Below are 16,779 nucleotides of genomic sequence, written 5' to 3'. Positions count from 1 at the left end.
GCGGCTGCACGGAGATGCGCTCGGACGTCTTCGGGCGCATCGGGTAGCCTGCCCGACCCCAATAGTGACGAAGCCCCGTCCGGACTGCTCCGGGCAGGATCTCGTCTTGCGTAGCCATCAAGGTAGCCACATGGGTGCCCTCCCCGCAGCTTTGCCCAGGTCACAGCGCTGCGGTGACACCCCCCGGCGTACAGCCCGACTCGTCTGCCGCCATCCGCGGCTTTGCCTTGCAAAGGGCCTCTGATCTGCGACGGAGGCCCTTTCCGGGCTTTCGGGGGCTTGCCGCGTCAGGTGGCGAAAAGTCGCTGGACGATGGCATGGAACGAGGAGCGGACCACGCCCAGGACACGGCACAGCAGGGCCACCGGGTAGACGGCCTTCTCCACAGAGATGAACTAACCGGTAGACCTCACTCACCGGTCGCTGTCCCTGGCGAAGAAGGCCGCTTTTTCAGGATCTCGATCGTCTTCTGCTGCTCGGCACTCTGCCTGCGCAGCCGCTTCAGCTCCTCGCGCTCCGCGCTGGTCAGCTCACCCGACGTGCCCCCAACGCCGTCGATCCGGTCACGCTTGACCCAGCCACGCGGACTCTCCAGACTCACGACCGGATCCCGCGCACCGGCACTTCTTCGTCTGCTGGTGGTACACCTGCCGGGCCCTGAACGGTGCGAATGACAGATCTCCTGGCGTCTCCCGGTCCGTTGGGCCGCGTATGGTCCGGATCTTGGACGTCGATCCAGCGACGGATGCGACGTGCAAGGAACCCCCGCCTGTGCGGGGACGACGCTCGCCCGGCTCGGGTGCCCGCCCTCGCGCTCGATGCGTACGACCGGATGATCGGCCTCGGCCGATGTGAGATCTCCGTGGACGGCTGCATCGCCCAGGCGCCCTCCGGCGGCGAGAAGGACGGGCGCTCTCCGGCCGATCGGACGGAGCCGGGGTTCACGGCCGAGAGATCCGGGGGCGTCCGGGCCCGTTTGACCCGTCCGGTCCGCGGGCTTCGGGCGAGGCCCCGGTGACCCGGGATCGCGGCCCGGGCGACCTGCCGGATGCTCTGTGATGGAAGTCACCGGAACTGATTGACAGTCGGGCTCGAACTTGATCAACTTCTGCCCTCTTGAAGCGATTTGAGGGTCAGTAAGTTTCACATCAGTCGTGGTCGTGATCATGCGGCGCCGATTCATGTATTCAGAGACCGAGGATTTCATGACAAATCATACGTTCACGCCACGGTGGCGCGAACAGACCTGGTTCGGAAGACCCGGGCGTTACGTCGCTGGCTGTTTGGCCCTGGCGATGGCCGTCACCCTTCTGGACGGGGCCAGTTCCGCATTCGCGGCCGAGAGCCGGGTCCACAAGTCCGCGCCGAAGAAGTATGCGACCCAGGCGGCGGACATCCCGTCGGCACGGGTCGCCTCGAGGCTCTCGGGCAAGCGGGTCGAGGCACTGTCCGAGCGAACCGAGACCTCGACCACCTGGGTCAACAAGGACGGTTCGCTCACCAGCGAGATCACCGCCGGTCCGGTCCGGTTCAAGGACGTGGACACTGGCGACTGGCGCCCCGTCGACCTGGACCTGATCACCGACGACTCGGGCGTGGTCGTGCCCAAGGCCCACCCACGCGGTCTGCGGATCTCCGGCAAGTCCGGCACCCGCGCGACCTCGCTCCGGGCGAGCCAGGATGCCAAGGCCGTCGACCTGGTCACCCTCGGCGACGGCGACAACGGGATCACCTTGCAGTGGAAGGGCGGCCTGCCCAAGCCCAAGCTTGACGGCACCCGGGCCGAATACACCGAGGCGGTGCCGGGAGCCGACGTCGTCGTCGAGGCGACCCGTACCGGCTTCGAGCAGTTCGTGGAGATCAAGAAGAAGCCGGCCGAGGGCGGCTTCTCCTACACACTCCCGCTCAAGGCCAAGGGTCTGAAGGCCAAACTGCAGGGCGACGGCAGCGTGCTGTTCACCGGCAGGAAGAACAAGAAGACCGCAGTGATGCCCGCCCCGGTGATGTGGGACTCCACCGTGGACCGCGTCTCCGGCGAGCACACCCGCCGGGTCAAGGTCGGTATGAAGGTGGTCCGCAAGGGCGGTTCGATCGACCTGGTCATCACCCCGGACGCGAAGTTCCTGGCCGACCCGGACACCAAGTACCCCGTGACGGTGGACCCGTCGACGTCCGCGCTGTCCAACGTGTTCGACACGTACGTACAGCAGGGCGAGACGGTGGACTGGTCCTCCGACGTCGAGCTGGACCTCGGCAACCCCGGCACCAAGAACGCGGACGGAACCTTCCGCACCGCGCGTTCCTTCATCTCGTGGAACACCACGCCGATCTCCGACGCCCTGATCAACAGCGCGACCCTGTCACTGTGGAACTTCCATTCCGGCAACACCGACTGCAGCGCCTACCCGTGGGAGGTGTGGTCCACCGGAGCCGCGTCGACCTCCTCGCGCTGGACATCGCAGCCGGCCTGGACGGCGAAGAAGGCCACCTCCACCGAGACCAAGGGCAACCCGGCCTGCACCTCGGCCCCCGACGGCTGGGTGAACGCGAACGTCGCCACCCTGGTGCAGGAGTGGGCCTCCGCCAAGACCACCCGCGGTCATATGGGCCTGCGCGCCACCGACGAGGCGGTGAGCACGCCGTGGAAGCGGTTCAACTCCGGCAACGCCGCGTCGAACCCGCCGAAGCTCACGGTCAACTACAACTACCGTCCGCGCACCGGCACCGACCAGCAGGCCGGCCCGCCGTTCTTCAAGGACACCGGCGGCACCTGGTTCGTCAACACCACGACGCCGACCCTGCAGGACACCTTCGTCGACCCCAACAACGACAAGGTCGACGGAACTTTCCAGATCTTCGACAGCGCCACCGGCACGCAGGTCGGGGACGTTCTGGTCTCGCCCTTCGTGGCCTCGGGCCAGCCGGCCTCGGTGAAGGTGCCCTCAGGTCTGCTGACCAACGGCAGGACCTACAAGTTCCGCACGTCGCCGTACGACGGGCAGCACTACAACACCGGCTGGTCCGCCTACGCGTCCTTCACGGTCGACACCAGCGCCCCCTCCGAGCCGGGCTCGGTGACCTCCACCGACTACCCGACGAACGCCTGGGTCAAGGGCGTCGGCCAGAACGGCGACTTCACCGTCACCCCGCCGTCCGGTGACCAGAACGGCATCGAGTGGTCGCTGGACGGTGCGGTCTGGGAGAAGGTCCCGACCAGCGGTACCACCCCCGTGAAGATCACCATCGCGCCCGAGAAGGCCGGGACCAATGTCCTCCAGGTCCGGGCCACGGACAAGGCGGAGAACAAGTCCGACCCGGTCTCGTACACCTTCCATGTCGGCCCCGGCGGTGTGACGCTGCCCGACGACGGAACCCGCACCGCGGCCCGTGTGCCGCTGGCCGCGGAGGCCGAGTCCCCCAAGTTCAACGCCGTGACCTTCCAGTGGCGGCGCGGTGACGCCGACGACTGGACGAACATCCCGGCCGGCGACGTGACGTCCGGCGGCGACCCGGTGGCCTCCTGGCCGCTGGCGCTCTCCTCCGGCAAGACCCCGACGCTCACCTGGAACGCCACCAAGACCGTCGACCCCGACGGCGTGGTACAGCTCCGCGCGGAGCTCACCGGTTCCGGCGGGGCGACCGGCACGTCCGACCCTGTCGGCGTCGTGGTGGACCGCAACGCCGATGGCTCGGCCGGCGAGAGCGTCGGCCCCGGTGAGGTCAACCTGCTCACCGGCGACTACACGCTTTCCGGCGGCGACGCATCGTTCTTCGGCATGAGCGTGACCCGCAGCGCCTCCTCTCGTTCCCCCGAGGCCGGAGCCGCCAACGCACAGGCCCCGATCTTCGGCAAGGAGTGGCTGTACAGCGCCGCGGCCGACCAGGTCACGACCCCGTTCGCCTACCTGCACAAGACCTCGGCGACCTCGCTGAGCGTCGGCCTCGCCGGTGACGACACCAAGATCCACTTCACCGCCAACGCGGCCCGCACCGGCTGGATCGCCGAGCCAGGCTCCGAGGACTACATCCTCGACGGCGGCTTCGACGGCGACTTCACGCTGAAGAGCACCGAGGGCGGCACCACCACGTTCGTCCCCGTCGAGGCGGGCGGCGACACCTGGCAGGCGAGCACGTCCTGGATCGAGGGCGTGGACAACTCCACCACCACCACGGTCTCGGAGACGTTCACGGTCGGCGAGACCAAGACCGCCCGGCCCAAGAAGATCGTCGCCGCCACCTCGGCCGCGACCAACTCGGCCTGCGCCTCCGACTCGACAGTCAAGGGCTGCCGCGTCCTGGAGTTCGTCTACGCGACCTCCACCACCGCCACGTCCGCGGACTTCGGCGACGTGAAGGACCAGGTGTCGTCGGTCAAGCTGTGGGCGACCGCCCCCGGCGCCTCGGCGTCCACCGCGACCACGGTCGCGCGCTACGTCTACGACGCTGACGGTCGGCTCCGCGAGACCTGGGACCCCCGGATCTCCCCGGCGCTGAAGACCGCGTACGGCTACGACTCGGCCGGGCGGGTGACCTCGCTCAAGCCTGCGGGTCAGCTGCCGTGGTCGTTCACTTACGGCCAGGCGGGCTCCAGCCCGGCGACCGGCTCCGGCATGCTGCTCAAGGTCTCCCGGGCCACGCTCGCGCCGGGCAGCGCGGACCAGACCAACGGCACCGCCGCTACCAGTGTGGTCTACGGAGTGCCGCTGACCGGCTCCGCAGCCCCGGAGAACCTGGGCGCCGCCGCTACCGCGTCGTGGGGCCAGTCGGACACGCCGACCGACGCCACGGCCATCTTCCCCGCCGACCAGGTGCCGGCATCGCACGACGGGTCCTCCCTTTCCGCGGGTGACTACGGGCGGGCCGACATCCGCTACCTGAACGCCAGTGGCCGCATGGTCAACGAGGCCGAACCGGGCCACCGCCTGTCGGCCACCGAGTACGACCGTTTCGGCAACGTCGTGCGCAGCCTGTCCGCGGCCAACCGCGAGCTCGCACTCGGTGCCACGGAGGCGCTCAAGGACAAGCTGACGGACCTGGGCATCAGGTCCCTGGCGTCCGCCGAGCGTGCCCAGCTCCTGTCCTCGGCATCGGTGTACGACGCGGACGGTGTCCGGGAGACCGACACCTACGGGCCGCTGCGCCGTGTCACCCTGTCGGCGAATCTGACCAGCGGCTCCACCACGCTGGCGGCCGCCGGCACCCAGCTGATGGCACGTGCCCACACGGTCCAGGAGTTCGACTCGGGGCGTCCCAGCGACGGCACCGCCGTCGTCCGTGACCAGGTCACCAAGGTCACGGTGGGCGCGCAGCCGCGTTCCTGGCCCACGCTGACGGCGGACCCGCGGGTCACCGCGACCGCCTACGACTGGGTCAAGGGCCAGCCGACGGTCACCACCGTCGACCCGGGCGGTCTGGCAATCACCACCACTACCGGATACGACGCCCAGGGCCGGGTGAACAGAAAGTCGCAGCCCGCGTCATCCGGTTCCGACGCCGGTACGACGATCACGACCTACTACACCGCGGACGGCACCGGCACCTGTGGTGCCAAGCCGGAGTGGGCGGACCAGGTCTGCCGCATCGCCCCGGCCGCAGACGTCACCGGCGGCGGATCCAACCCGGCGCAGCTACCGACGAAGGTCCTTGAGTACGGGCTGTTCGGCCAGGCCTCCAAGATCATTGAGACCGCCAACGGGGTCACCCGCACCACCACGACGGGCTACGACCCGGCCGGTCGGGCAACTACCCTGAGCACCTCCGGAGGAGTCGGCACAGCCGTGCCCTCGGGCACCACGGCCTTCGACGACGCCACCGGCCTCCCGGTCAGTCACACCTCGCCGACCGGCGGCACCATCACCAAGAGCTACGACCAGCTCGGCCGTCAGATGACGTACACCGACGCGGACGGGGGCACCACCACCACCAGGTACGACGCGCTCGACCGGCCGACGACCGTCACCGACAACGTGCCGTCGACCACCACCTACACCTACGACACCGCCATCGACCCGCGCGGTCTGCTCACCTCGGTGACGGACTCCGTGGCCGGCACGTTCACCGCCCGGTACGACGAGGACGGAGAACTTGTCACCCAGGGGCTGCCCGGCGGCTACACCACGAAGGACACCGTCGACCCCGCGGGCACGACCACGAGCCGCACGGTCACCCGCGTCAGCGACAACTCCGTGGTGATCGCCGACAGCATCACCGAGACGGTGCACGGCCAACAGGCCACCCACGCCGGAACCCCGGGTGTAACCGCCTCCCAGGCGTACACCTACGACAAGGCCGGCCGACTGACCCAGGTGCAGGACACCGCCACCGACGCGATCTGCACCACCCGCGCCTACACCTTCGACAAGAACTCCAACCGCAAGACGCTGGCCACGGCCACCGCGGCGGTGAACGCCGACTGCACCACCTCCGGCGCCACCACCACGTCGTACACCTACGACACCGGTGACCGGCAGATCGGCACCGGGTACGTCTACGACGCGTTCGGCCGCACCACCGCCAAGCCGGGCACCACGCTGGCGTACCACGTCAACGACCTGGTGCGGCAGCAGACGGCGGGCACCGAGCGGCAGACGTGGACACTGGACTCCGCCCTGCGCTTCCGGTCCTGGACCACGGAGTCCAACAGCTCCGGCACCTGGACCCAGACCGGATCCCGGCTCAACCACTACGACTCCGACGGGGACAGCCCCCGCTGGATCGTGGAGAACACGAGCAGCGGCGCGGTGACCCGCAACGTACTCGGCCCGAACGGCAAGCTGGCGGCAACCACCACCAAGACCGGCAGTACGGTCCTCCAATTGGCCAACCTGCACGGTGACGTCGCCCTGCAACTGCCGGCCGACACGGCGGTCGCCCCGACGGTCCTGGACGCCGACGAGTTCGGCAACGCCCGGGCCGGCCAGCAGACCACCCGGTACAACTGGCTCGGCGCGCACCAGCGTTCGTCGGAGACCGTCACCAGGCTGTCGCTCATGGGCGCCCGCCTGTACGACCCGGCCACCGGCCGTTTTCTGTCCGCCGACCCCGTCCAGGGTGGCAGCGCCAATGCGTACGACTACGCCAATGCTGACCCGGTCAACCAGTTCGACCTGGACGGTCGCTCAGCGAAGAAGAAGCGTGTAGAGGCCAGGGCATGTTGGAGCCTGGGATACAGCGGATGCGTCTTCGCGTCGTACCTGTCGGGAATCCTGCTGTGGAACATCGGCACCAGCAAGTCACGCAACAACGCCGTCCGTCACTTCATCTGGCAGGCAGCGCTGACCTTCTTCTTCGGCGCGGCTGCCGCCAAGCGGCTCGGCGACGCCCACGAGTACGGCGACCACAGCCGCGACTCCCGCAAGGACCAGTACAACAACCGGCAGGCACGCGCCTTCGTCGGCAGCAGTTGGAACCGCAGGCAGATGGTCTACTACAACAGCCACGGCCGCCTGTTGCAGTACCTGTACACCGTCGGGAACTGGCTCTACAACCGGGGATACCTGGCGAGGTGATCCCACAGCGGTCATGCGACCCTTGCGTTCCCTGACCCGCTGACCTGACCAACGGGTGCCGGAGCAGGCCCCTTCGGGAGCGTGCTCCGGCACCCAAGCACCACCTCAGACGTCCCATCACCGACCGGACCGAGCTCGTCTCGACATCCATCCGGACCGGCTGCCCCACCACCGCACCAGCCCGTCGAGCCTGCACCCACGCCCCTCCGGGAGACCCATATGCCGCTGCGTTCGCCGATGCGCCCAGCCCGCTCGACCGCACTGCCCACCTCACTGCTGCTGGCCACCGCCCTCATGACCGTCGGCCTGACCGGTTGCTCCTCTCTGTCCCCGTTCAACACCTGCGAGGGGACCAAAGCACGGGTGAAGGAACTGAGTGCGCAGCCCATATTGACCTCCGTCCCTCCCGGCGCGACCGTCCCGAAGGACTTCACCTCGGTGGACGCGGAATGCATCGACGACAGCGGTGACGCCTGGTTGTCCGCAGAGCGCACCTACGCCTTCCCCGGCTCCCGGCAGGAGGTCGTCGACTTCTACCGCACCACCGCCAAGGCGGGTGGCTGGCATCTGCAGTCCGACCCCGTGGACCCGGACGTCGCCGACACGGAAGCCGGACTGTGCTTCACCAAGGGCGGGGAAGGCGACGCTCTGATGTTGACCGTGCAGTTCACGACCGCCCGCCAACTGAAGATCGAGTACGACTACGACGCAGGGCCGGAGTTCGACTCGGGCTCCGGATTCCACATCGAGGTCGGCTCCGAGACGGACGGGGCGAAGACCGGTTGCTGGGACTGAGGTTCCCCAGGAGTCGGGGTGTAGGCCCCGGACGCGGAGCACCGAATGATCTCTTTTGCCTCCTCGTTTGTGGGGTTTCGCGGAGCTGTGGGTGTGGCGCGCCGGATGGGCGCGCCACACCGTCTTTCGGTATCTGAAGGCCACGGCGCGCACGGCGAGGGACTTGGCCAGGGCGGACTTGCCCATACCGATGGTCCCGGCCGGCAGGATGTCGGCATCGGTGCGGCTTTGCCTTGGAAAGGGCCTCTGATCTGGGCGGAGGCTCCTTCTGGTCTTTCGGGGGCTTGCCGTGTCAGGCGGCGAAAAGTTCCTCGGAAGTCGTTCGGACAGAGCTGAAAGTGCCTGAAAAGTCCCGGGTCGGACGCGTCGTGGTCTTCGGGCGGTGAACCTGTCGGCCCGCGCCCTCTCCTGCGCTTCGTCCCGCTGCCGGCGTCGGTTCCGGGATGCCGTGATCGCCAGGCACGGGCGGATGCGTCACGCGACGGTGGCGGTGGGCCTAACCGCCCACGGCCCATCGCGCTGCTGCAACGGCGCCCAACAGCAGAGCTGGAAATATCCACCACCACGGCATGGCCCTCCGCACCGAAGGCACCAGCCACAGCGCCGCCGCAGCCCCGGCTGCTGCGATGGTGACGACGCACGACAGAACGATTCCGGCGTACGCGTCGTCGTCCCAGGTGCCGGACGGCGTGATGGTCAGTGCCGTCCAGCAGAAGTACGCGGCGATGAGGGTGAGCAGGGTGAGGGGTACGGCGAGGACCACACGGAGGCAGCCGCGGTCGTCGTCCACGTGGGAAGAGCTGGTCATCAGCGCAGTGCGTTCCTTGCCTCGTCCAGGTCGTTCGCAAACCCACGCCCGTAGGCCTGGGCGTCGTCGGTCTCCCAGTACGGCCCGCCGTTGTAACGCGCGGCGAGTTCCTGGTATTGGGCCGGTGTCATCTCCTCGGCCGGCACATCGGCGAACTCACTCTCCGCCTTGAGCTGGGCCAGGTACTCCGAGGCGATGAACATGTTCTGCGCGGGGTCCTGCAGGGCTGTTTCCACTATGCCGCGCTGCTGGTCGGTGAGGTGCTCGGGGTCGTAACCGAGAACCTCGGCGCCACGTCGCACCTGTATGGCGATGGGGCCCATGGACGTGTTGTCCGGGTCACCGCCGAGTCGCCACGGCAGGCTCTCAGGAGCGATCGGGCTCAAGGGAGAGTCCGCCTGTTCGCGGATGGTGTCGGTCATGTCGTCCAGGATGCCGGGCTGTCCGCCGATCTCCTGCCACGCGATCCCGGCGACCATGTCCGGCGGCAGCCCCGAATTCCGTGCCGCGGCCTTGATGATCTCCTTGTTCGCCGCTATCCAGTCGGCCCGGTCCTGTGCGGTGGACGGTGGATTCCAGTAATTGTCTTGCGCGCCGGGGAGGTTGGCGACCTGGAGGCGGATGTCCCGCAGGGTCGGAGAGACGATGTCGTCGCCGGCGATGGGGTAGTAGTCCTGCTTGGGGCCGCTGCCGGGCAGCCGCGTCAGCGGGTTCGCGCTCGCCTCGGCCGCTTCTCGCCGCAACTCCGCGATCGCCGAGACGACGTCGACACGTTGGATGAAACCCATTCGGAAGTCCGGCAGCAGGTCATAGGCCTGCTTGAGCTCGTGCACGCAGATCTCCCGCGCCTCGTGCTCCGTGATCTTCGCCAGGTGGAAGTCCCCACCGGCGGCGTCGTGCAGCCGGTTCGCGTCGTCGCGGATGTCGTCGACATCCATGGTCAGCTCGGCGAAGAAGTCCATGACACCTGTGGTGTCCCGCATGTCCTCCCACTGGCGCATCGGCTCCGCCTCCTGCGCCTCACGGGTGATCGCCGTGCCCTTGGTGTGGATCAGTTCCGCGAGGGTCTGCTCGTTCGCCTTGCCGTTGGAGTAGTGGGCCTTGGCGACCTCCAGCGCGAACGCGTAGCTGCGCAGAGCGCCGGCGGCCTTGTCGTAGCCTTCCGCGAGCTCCGCCATCAGCTTGCGCCCCTCGGCGAGCCGGGCTTCGTAGTGCTGACTGCCCTCGCTCTTCCACTGCGTGTGCTTCTCGGCCCGCTCGGCGGAAGGGTCGACCGCCACGAGCATGTCGTGCAGGCGCTTGAACTCGTCCGCGTTCCGTTCGATGAGGGGCGGGTTGCAGTCCTCCAGGAACTCGACGTCCTTGCGGTGACTGATGCCGCTGCTCATCGCGCCTCCGGGGCGACGTACTGGCCGTACTCCAGGACGTTGTCCAGGAAGCCTCGGGCCGTGTCGTCGTCGATCTTCACGAAGTCGCTGCCGGTCGTCCTGAGGCGAGTGGACAGCGCCGCGAACAGGGCGACCACGTCCAGGTACTGGTCACCGGCGAATCCCGCGAACCGCGCCACCTGCTTGGCCACGTCCGCGGGCGCCCGGGGTTCGCGGGCCATGGTGGTCAGTTCGGCATCGGGCCGACCCTCATGGAGAAAGCCCGCGATCTCGATCAGTAGATTCGCGTTGCCATTGATCGACTCGGCCTTGGCGACCAGGGAGCCGGTAGCCGGGGCGACGGCCCCGCCGCCGCTGTCTGCCGGCAGCTGATCGATCTGCATGCCGGTCTGCTGACGCGCCAGGGCGTCGGCCTTCAACTGGGCCCACTCCTCTTCGAAAGACAACCTGTTCCCCCTCCAAGTCCGTCACCTCGAACAGCCAATCGATCATGCCACTGGAGGGGTGCGTACCGGAACCTCGCCGCTCCGCGTGGGGGCTGGTTCACACACCGTCTTGGCCAGTCGCGCACAACCCGGGCCGCCTGCGGGGGCGTTGGGGGTGGTCGTATCGCCACGCGTACGTTCTTTCTCGATCATCCGGGTGGTCGTACGAGCCTCTGCGCGGGGCAGTGGGTTGGAGGTTGCCGCTCCTGTCCTGTCCTCTGCCGCCGGGGATGAGGCCGAACCTCGTCCCGCTCCGGGGCCGGTGGCTGTTAAGGGTCTGGCGGAGGGCTCGCGGCCTGACTCGCGGCCGGCTTCCGTACGTACGAGGCGTGCTGCACCCGAAACCCGCTTCGGTGCCCGACGGACCGGCGGCCGACCTGCTCGCGCGTCTGCGTCTCGCCGACGCCCGGCTGTTGCTCTCAGAACGGGACGTTCAGCACCTCGTGCCCGCGGTCGAGACCTGGCTCGCCCGTGCCGCGACGCATGTTGATCAACAACAGCGCATTCGTCGGCGGGCAGGGTCGCGTGGAGGTACCCTCCGCGTCGTGGGTCAGGGTGCCGTGGCGGATCCGGTGCAGTGTCCAGCCGTCGCGCGCGGCGGGAGGCCGGTGCCCTTGACCGCCTTGGCGAACAGGAACCCGCGGCTCTCGCGATCGTACGAGAGTCAGATGTCCTGTCTCGACGAGGCCGGCCCGAGGAACCCCTCCCATGCTTCGCGCGACACCGTGACGACGGGCCCGGCGGCGGCCTTGGAGTCCCGGACGTGAACACCTGCCGTAGCAGCCGCGACCTCTACACAATCGCCGCCCTCGGCTCCGCTGTAGCTGCTCTTGAACCAGGCGAGGCCGGATACGACGGTCGAGGACTCAGCGTTGTTCATAGCGATCCCAGCAACCCTTCGATGAGCTCCAGTGACTCTCGCGGAGTGAGAGCCTGTGATCGGATGATCCCATAGCGGGCGGCGGCCAGAGTCGTCTGTTCCGGGTCGGTCTGAAGGGTGCTGGTTCCCTGGGCTTCGGCGTACACGAACTTCTTGCCGTCCTTACGCGCGACGACAGTGAACGGCCCGTCCACGCCCGCGCTCTCCTCGCAGGTAAGAGGCATGACCTGGATCTCCACATTCCGTTTCTGGCCGATCAGCAGAAGATGCTCCAACTGGCCTCGCAGCACGTCCTTTCCGCCGTACGGGCGCCGCAATACCGACTCGTCCATCACGAAGCTCAGCAGCGGCGCCGGCCACCTGTCGAAGATGTCCTGGCGGGCCAGCCTCGCAGCCACCCGCTGCTCGATGGTTTCCTGGTCCAGCACCGGACGCCTCATGCCGAGCAGTGCTCTCATGTACTCCTCGGTCTGGAGCAGGCCCTTGACCACGAGAGTGTCGAACGAGAGAAGCTCAACGGCCTCCTTCTCCAAGGCCGCCATCCCCTGAAAGAACACCGGGTACTGCGCCCGCTCCACCTGCTCCTTCCACAGGCACAGCAATCCACTCGCCCTCAGCACCTCATCCGCCCGCTCGATCGTCCGAGGCGACGGGATCCTCCGCCCCTGCTCGAACGACGCGATCGTGGACGCCGAATAACCGAGCTGCCTCCCGAACTCCTCCCGCTCCATGCCCTCCCGCACCCGCAGCGTCTTCATGGTCTGCCCGAACGCCGTGACGACGCCCCGCCCCGCGTCGCCTTCCGGCCGTTGCCCGCCCCCGTCTTCGCTCTCCCAACCGTCCCCAAGGCTCACAACCGCCTCGTCGCCGCTGCCCGCTACCACATCGGCCCCAGCCGCCGTACTCGCCGTAACATCCGTCATCGACCACCGCCTCCCCGGCCCAACGCCCCCGCAGGGAACGCCGTAACGCCGCGCGCCTCGTACTCGTACCGACGCCGCGCGTACAGCCGGTCAGCGTCGGTGCGTCACTACTGGTCACGCTACGCCACCAACGGGACCGTTATCGGCATGACGACCAAGCCCGACAGCCCCGCCGCCCCCGCTCAACTCACCGCTCACACTCCGCACTTGATCTCTGCTTGCGAAGCGCGCGGCGACCGAGCCTTCGAGATGCGTTTCACCTCCACACCCCGCGGTGCCCGACTCGCCCGCCGCCTGACGGCCGTACGCCTGGACGCGTGGGGCATCCCGTACGACGCCGCATACCACGACGAGATCGTGCTGATCGTGGCCGAGTTGACCGCGAACGCCGTGCGGCACGGCCACGTTCCCGGTCGCGACTTCCACCTCTGCGTGCACGCGTCGGCCGACGGCCGCACAGTCCGCGTCGAGGTCTCCGACACTCGCGCCGATCGCATTCCTCGGCGTTCCGCTGCCGCCGATATCGCTAGTGGCGAAGGGGCGGGCCGCGGGCTGCTCCTGGTATCGCGCCTCGCCGCGCGCTGGGACTGGCATCCGCGCTCCGACGGTCCGGGCAAGACTGTCTGGGCGGAGTACGTCCTCGCCTGGAGAACCGCTCCTGCGGCGAACGGGTACACGGCCGATGCGGTCGCGGAGCTGCGGCATCGGTGAGCGCGGGCGTCGCCGCTAGCCTCTACACACTGGCGGCGTGATCAGCAAAGGCGAGCGGCGGAGCATGAACCCCCTGGACACCCTCATCAAGCAGCACGTGACGCCGGTCATGAAGGCGGCCGGCTTCACCAAGAAAGGGAGGACCTTCCGGCTTGCCGCGCCCCACGGCGATCACGTCATCGTGGAGATCGACGCGGACGCGGTGGACCCGGACAAGTTCGTCTTCGCGGTGAGCTTCTGGATGGTTCCGCTGCCCCATTGGGAGTTCGCCTACCGGCAGTACGCCGAGCCGGCCACACCCGACTCGAGCGGTGCTCTCGCCACTTGCCCGGTGGTGCCCCCGGTCGAGGTCGCCCACCAGCCCGACGAGGAGGGGTACTTCCGGAATCGATGGGCCTTCACGGAACCCGACACGCGCGACCTGTGCGGACGGGAGCTGGCCCGTGTCCTCACGGAGGAGTCGATTCCGTACATGGTGCGTCTCCTCGACCGCCGGACGCTGCTGGACGAGACCCGGGTCAACCCGAACGGCGAACTGTTGCGCCTGCGGGGTTGGCCCATGACCGAGATCTTCCTGCGCATCGACGACGACCCGGTCGCGGACGTGACCGCCCTGGTCGACAAGGCCGAGGCCGAGGGGGTCTTCGCGCCCTTCGTCGTTTGGGCCCGTGAGCGGCTCGCCCGGCGCACGACGCAGGAGGGCTGAGGCGTGGGCTTCTGGGGCTCCTTCGTCGTGTGCCGCAGTGAGATCCCGCTCGACGGCCTTCAGGCGGTCGTCGAGCGGCACGACGGCATCGACGAACACGAGCACCGCCCCGGCGGCTGGCAGATCGGCCGCTACCCGGGCCCTGAACTCGCCGACGACGGCCCGCCGCTGCTCGCCGACCTGGCTGAGGAGACGGGAGCACCCGCCCTGGTCGGGTTTGTCCTGGACAGCGACACGGTCTTCGTCGAGGGCCACTCGGCCGGCGGCGGCTACTGGCGAGCCTGCCTGGTGCGCGCGGCCGCCGAGGCCTACTGCGAGGACGACGAGGAGGACTTCGACGCCGAGTTCCCGTTCCCGGAGGCGGCCGCGCGTGCCGCGGCCGCCTGGGCGAGAGAGGCGGGTCTCACTCCCGACCCGGCCGGTCTCCTCGAGGTCTTCGCCGTGGAGGAAGCCGACTTCGCGGAGGAGCTGTTCTTCCGGCTCCTTGAGAAGCTGGGAGTCTGACGGCGGGCTGGCCGGCCCGCTCGAGGAGGTCGCCCGTGCCGGGCCTCGGCGGAGTGCCTTGGTCGGTCGCGTACGGCTTCTCGCTACTTCAGCCCGATCTCCGCACAGTCCGCCGCGTACTGCGACGTGCAGATGTCCTTGACGGTGTAGACGCCGTCCCGGATCACCGTCTCCTCGATGTTCTCCTTCGTGACGGCGACCACCTGCACCAGGTTGGACCGGATGTCCTTCTCCGTCGGGCTGTTGACGGAGTCGGGGGTCAGCGCGTCGAACTCGAGTGAGCGGCCCTGGACCTTGGCCACGGCCAGCTCCGCGGCGTTGTCCGCCTCCAGGAGGAACGGCTTGTAGACGGTCATGTACTGCTCGCCGGAGACGATCCGCTGCAGTGCTGCCAGATCCGCGTCCTGGCCGGTCACCGGCGGGATCTTGCTCGCTCCCGCTTCCTTCAGTGCGTCGATGACGGCGCCCGCCATCCCGTCGTTCGCCGAGTAGACGGCGGCTATGTTGTCGAGCCCGATGGCCTGGATCGCCTTCGCCATGTTCGCCTTGGCGACCGACGGCAGCCACTCCTTGGTGTCGTACTTCTTGGCGATGATGACGTTGCCGTCCAGCTCGCTGAGCGCTCCCTCCTTGAAGAGGGCCGTGTTCGGGTCGGCGAGCGAGCCGTTCATCATGACGATCTTGCTGGTCTTGGACTTGTCGCCGAGTGCCCCGACGATGGCGCGGCCCTGTACCTGGCCGACGAGCTCGTTGTCGTGCGAGACGTACGCGTCGATGGGCCCCTGGGCGAGCCGGTCGTAGGCGATGACGGGGATGTCCGCGTCCTTGGCCTTCTGGACGTCGGACGAGATGGCCTTGGCGTCGACCGCGTCCACCAGGATCACGTCCACCTTGGCGTCGATCATCTGCTGGAACTGCTGGCTCTGCTTGGCCGCGCTCGCGCCGGCGTTGGCGTAGCGGACCGTGCCCTTGTTGTTGGTGAGGGAGGCGACCTTTTCCTTGATGAGGGGGTAGTCGAACTTCTCGAAGCGTCTCGTGTCCTTGTCGGGCAGGAGCAGACCCACCGTGATGTCGTCGCCCTTCTTGGGGCTCACGGAGCTGCTGCTCCCGGCTATGCCCTCGATGGCGCCGCATGCGGCGAGCATCAGGGTCGATGTGGAAACGGCCACGACGAGGGGAAATCGACGTGCGGCGGAGCGGAGTTTGGGTGAAGCGTTCACTGCAGGTGCCTTCCGGGGCTAGAGAGCAGCCTGGTGACCAGGTGGTGAAAGCCAACGCGTAAGCGCGTTCAGCGTCAAGGGTTCCAGTTAACGAGATCGCAACAGCAATCACATGTGACATCAGCCGGTGTCGGGCCGGTCGGCCGGCGTCCCCCAAGTGGAGCGGAACGGCGGGTACTTGCCAGTCCGGTCCGTCCGGGTGGCCGGTGACAGCTCGGACTTGGCTGCCCGGTCGTCATCGCGCCGGACTCCGCGAGCAACGTCGCCTCGGCCCGAGGATTCAGGCCCCGCCGACTGTCCAGTCGGCGGGACCCGAGGATTCAGCCGGGCGGGGTCGACCGGGTGTGTTCGGTCAGGCCTGGGGCTGGACGATGTTGACCATCCACGGGATGCCGAAGCGGTCCGTGCACATGCCGAACACGTCGCCCCACATCTGCTTGTCCAGCGGTACGGAGACGGAACCGCCGGCCGACAGCTTCTCCCAGTAGCCGCGCAGTTCGTCTTCGTCGTCGCCGCTGAGGCTCACCGAGAAGGCGGTGCCCGGCGTGTGCTCCATGCCGGGTGGGGTGTCGGCGCCCATCAGGGTGAAGCCGCTCGGGGTCTCCAGCATGGCGTGCATGATCTTGTCCGCCTCCGGGATGTCCGGCTGGCCGAACTCTCCGAAGGTGTTGAGCTTGAGGGTGCCGCCGAAGACCTCCTCGTAGAACTCCATCGCCTGCCGGGCGTCGCCGTCGAAGCTGAGATACGGGTTGAGGCGTGAGGCCATGAATACCTCCTCAAATGATCGAAATGATCGAAATGGGCGGAACTGTCGGACGAACGCAGACTAGCGCGGGCCACTGACAACGGCC

At 68.1% G+C, this 16,779-nt stretch carries 13 protein-coding genes and 1 pseudogene; 6 read left to right on the top strand and 8 right to left on the bottom strand.

The window, feature by feature from the left end; all coding sequences use genetic code 11:
- Positions 1-409 precede the first annotated feature (409 nt).
- Positions 410-601, bottom strand: a complete 192-nt coding sequence (locus ACFWWR_RS13175) for a hypothetical protein (protein WP_384303241.1) — start codon at positions 599-601, stop codon at positions 410-412.
- 195 nt (positions 602-796) lie between these two features.
- On the opposite strand from ACFWWR_RS13175, the pseudogene ACFWWR_RS13170 reads away from it, so the two are divergent.
- The 3 genes and pseudogenes from ACFWWR_RS13170 to ACFWWR_RS13160 form a co-directional block, all read left to right on the top strand.
- Positions 797-940, top strand: a pseudogene (locus ACFWWR_RS13170) (IS5/IS1182 family transposase); the annotation flags it as partial.
- A gap of 355 nt (positions 941-1,295) precedes the next feature.
- Positions 1,296-7,508: an RHS repeat-associated core domain-containing protein gene (locus tag ACFWWR_RS13165; protein WP_384303239.1), complete on the top strand. Its 6,213-nt coding sequence runs from the start codon at positions 1,296-1,298 to the stop codon at positions 7,506-7,508.
- 219 nt (positions 7,509-7,727) lie between these two features.
- Positions 7,728-8,303 (top strand): hypothetical protein, encoded by a 576-nt coding sequence (locus tag ACFWWR_RS13160; RefSeq protein WP_383875282.1) that lies wholly within the window; start codon positions 7,728-7,730, stop codon positions 8,301-8,303.
- 496 nt (positions 8,304-8,799) lie between these two features.
- Here the strand turns inward: ACFWWR_RS13160 and ACFWWR_RS13155 are convergent, their stop codons facing one another.
- The 5 genes from ACFWWR_RS13155 to ACFWWR_RS13135 form a co-directional block, all read right to left on the bottom strand.
- The gene (locus ACFWWR_RS13155) at positions 8,800-9,111 is read right to left on the bottom strand and encodes a hypothetical protein (RefSeq protein ID WP_384303237.1); all 312 of its coding nucleotides are present in this window, start codon (positions 9,109-9,111) and stop codon (positions 8,800-8,802) included.
- The gene (locus tag ACFWWR_RS13150; RefSeq protein WP_383875285.1) at positions 9,111-10,499 is read right to left on the bottom strand and encodes a hypothetical protein; all 1,389 of its coding nucleotides are present in this window, start codon (positions 10,497-10,499) and stop codon (positions 9,111-9,113) included. The genes ACFWWR_RS13155 and ACFWWR_RS13150 overlap by 1 nt, the downstream gene beginning before the upstream one ends.
- Complete coding sequence (locus tag ACFWWR_RS13145) at positions 10,496-10,945, bottom strand: hypothetical protein (RefSeq protein ID WP_383875286.1); 450 nt, start codon at positions 10,943-10,945, stop codon at positions 10,496-10,498. Before ACFWWR_RS13145 ends, ACFWWR_RS13150 begins: the two co-directional genes overlap by 4 nt.
- A gap of 703 nt (positions 10,946-11,648) precedes the next feature.
- Complete coding sequence (locus ACFWWR_RS13140) at positions 11,649-11,864, bottom strand: DUF397 domain-containing protein (protein WP_384303235.1); 216 nt, start codon at positions 11,862-11,864, stop codon at positions 11,649-11,651.
- Positions 11,861-12,787 carry a helix-turn-helix domain-containing protein gene (locus tag ACFWWR_RS13135; RefSeq protein WP_384303233.1) on the bottom strand — a complete coding sequence of 309 codons (927 nt, stop codon included), beginning with the start codon at positions 12,785-12,787 and terminating at the stop codon, positions 11,861-11,863. The genes ACFWWR_RS13140 and ACFWWR_RS13135 overlap by 4 nt, the downstream gene beginning before the upstream one ends.
- 147 nt (positions 12,788-12,934) lie before the next feature.
- Between ACFWWR_RS13135 and ACFWWR_RS13130 the strand changes: the two genes are divergently transcribed.
- Genes ACFWWR_RS13130 through ACFWWR_RS13120 form a run of 3 tightly spaced genes read left to right on the top strand, consistent with a single transcriptional unit; the run spans position 12,935 to position 14,708 of the window.
- Entirely contained in the window at positions 12,935-13,498 is a 564-nt protein-coding gene (locus ACFWWR_RS13130) for an ATP-binding protein (protein WP_384303231.1), read from the top strand.
- A gap of 37 nt (positions 13,499-13,535) precedes the next feature.
- On the top strand, positions 13,536-14,204 hold the full coding sequence (locus ACFWWR_RS13125; protein WP_383875293.1) for a DUF4304 domain-containing protein: 669 nt from the start codon (positions 13,536-13,538) through the stop codon (positions 14,202-14,204).
- A gap of 3 nt (positions 14,205-14,207) precedes the next feature.
- On the top strand, positions 14,208-14,708 hold the full coding sequence (locus tag ACFWWR_RS13120; protein WP_384303229.1) for a hypothetical protein: 501 nt from the start codon (positions 14,208-14,210) through the stop codon (positions 14,706-14,708).
- Between the two features lie 83 nt (positions 14,709-14,791).
- Here the strand turns inward: ACFWWR_RS13120 and ACFWWR_RS13115 are convergent, their stop codons facing one another.
- Positions 14,792-15,853 (bottom strand): sugar ABC transporter substrate-binding protein, encoded by a 1,062-nt coding sequence (locus ACFWWR_RS13115; RefSeq protein ID WP_384303366.1) that lies wholly within the window; start codon positions 15,851-15,853, stop codon positions 14,792-14,794.
- Positions 15,854-16,280: 427 nt separating this feature from the next.
- Positions 16,281-16,694, bottom strand: coding sequence for a VOC family protein (locus ACFWWR_RS13110; protein ID WP_383875297.1), 414 nt, complete (start codon positions 16,692-16,694; stop codon positions 16,281-16,283).
- Between the last annotated feature and the right edge of the window lie 85 nt (positions 16,695-16,779).

The sequence above is a fragment of the Streptomyces sp. NPDC058678 genome (genome assembly GCF_042714835.1).
GTDB lineage: Bacteria > Actinomycetota > Actinomycetes > Streptomycetales > Streptomycetaceae > Streptomyces.
Note: the sequence above shows the minus strand (reverse complement) of the source record. Positions and strands in the feature narration are given on the sequence as shown.

Coding starts and splice junctions, on each gene's coding strand:
- ACFWWR_RS13130 (WP_384303231.1), top strand. CDS start 12,935: ATGACGACCAAGCCCGACAGCCCCGCCGCCCCCGCTCAACTCACCGCT.
- ACFWWR_RS13150 (WP_383875285.1), bottom strand. CDS start 10,499: ATGAGCAGCGGCATCAGTCACCGCAAGGACGTCGAGTTCCTGGAGGAC.
- ACFWWR_RS13155 (WP_384303237.1), bottom strand. CDS start 9,111: ATGACCAGCTCTTCCCACGTGGACGACGACCGCGGCTGCCTCCGTGTG.
- ACFWWR_RS13165 (WP_384303239.1), top strand. CDS start 1,296: ATGGCCGTCACCCTTCTGGACGGGGCCAGTTCCGCATTCGCGGCCGAG.
- ACFWWR_RS13135 (WP_384303233.1), bottom strand. CDS start 12,787: ATGACGGATGTTACGGCGAGTACGGCGGCTGGGGCCGATGTGGTAGCG.
- ACFWWR_RS13140 (WP_384303235.1), bottom strand. CDS start 11,864: ATGAACAACGCTGAGTCCTCGACCGTCGTATCCGGCCTCGCCTGGTTC.
- ACFWWR_RS13160 (WP_383875282.1), top strand. CDS start 7,728: ATGCCGCTGCGTTCGCCGATGCGCCCAGCCCGCTCGACCGCACTGCCC.
- ACFWWR_RS13115 (WP_384303366.1), bottom strand. CDS start 15,853: ATGCTCGCCGCATGCGGCGCCATCGAGGGCATAGCCGGGAGCAGCAGC.
- ACFWWR_RS13110 (WP_383875297.1), bottom strand. CDS start 16,694: ATGGCCTCACGCCTCAACCCGTATCTCAGCTTCGACGGCGACGCCCGG.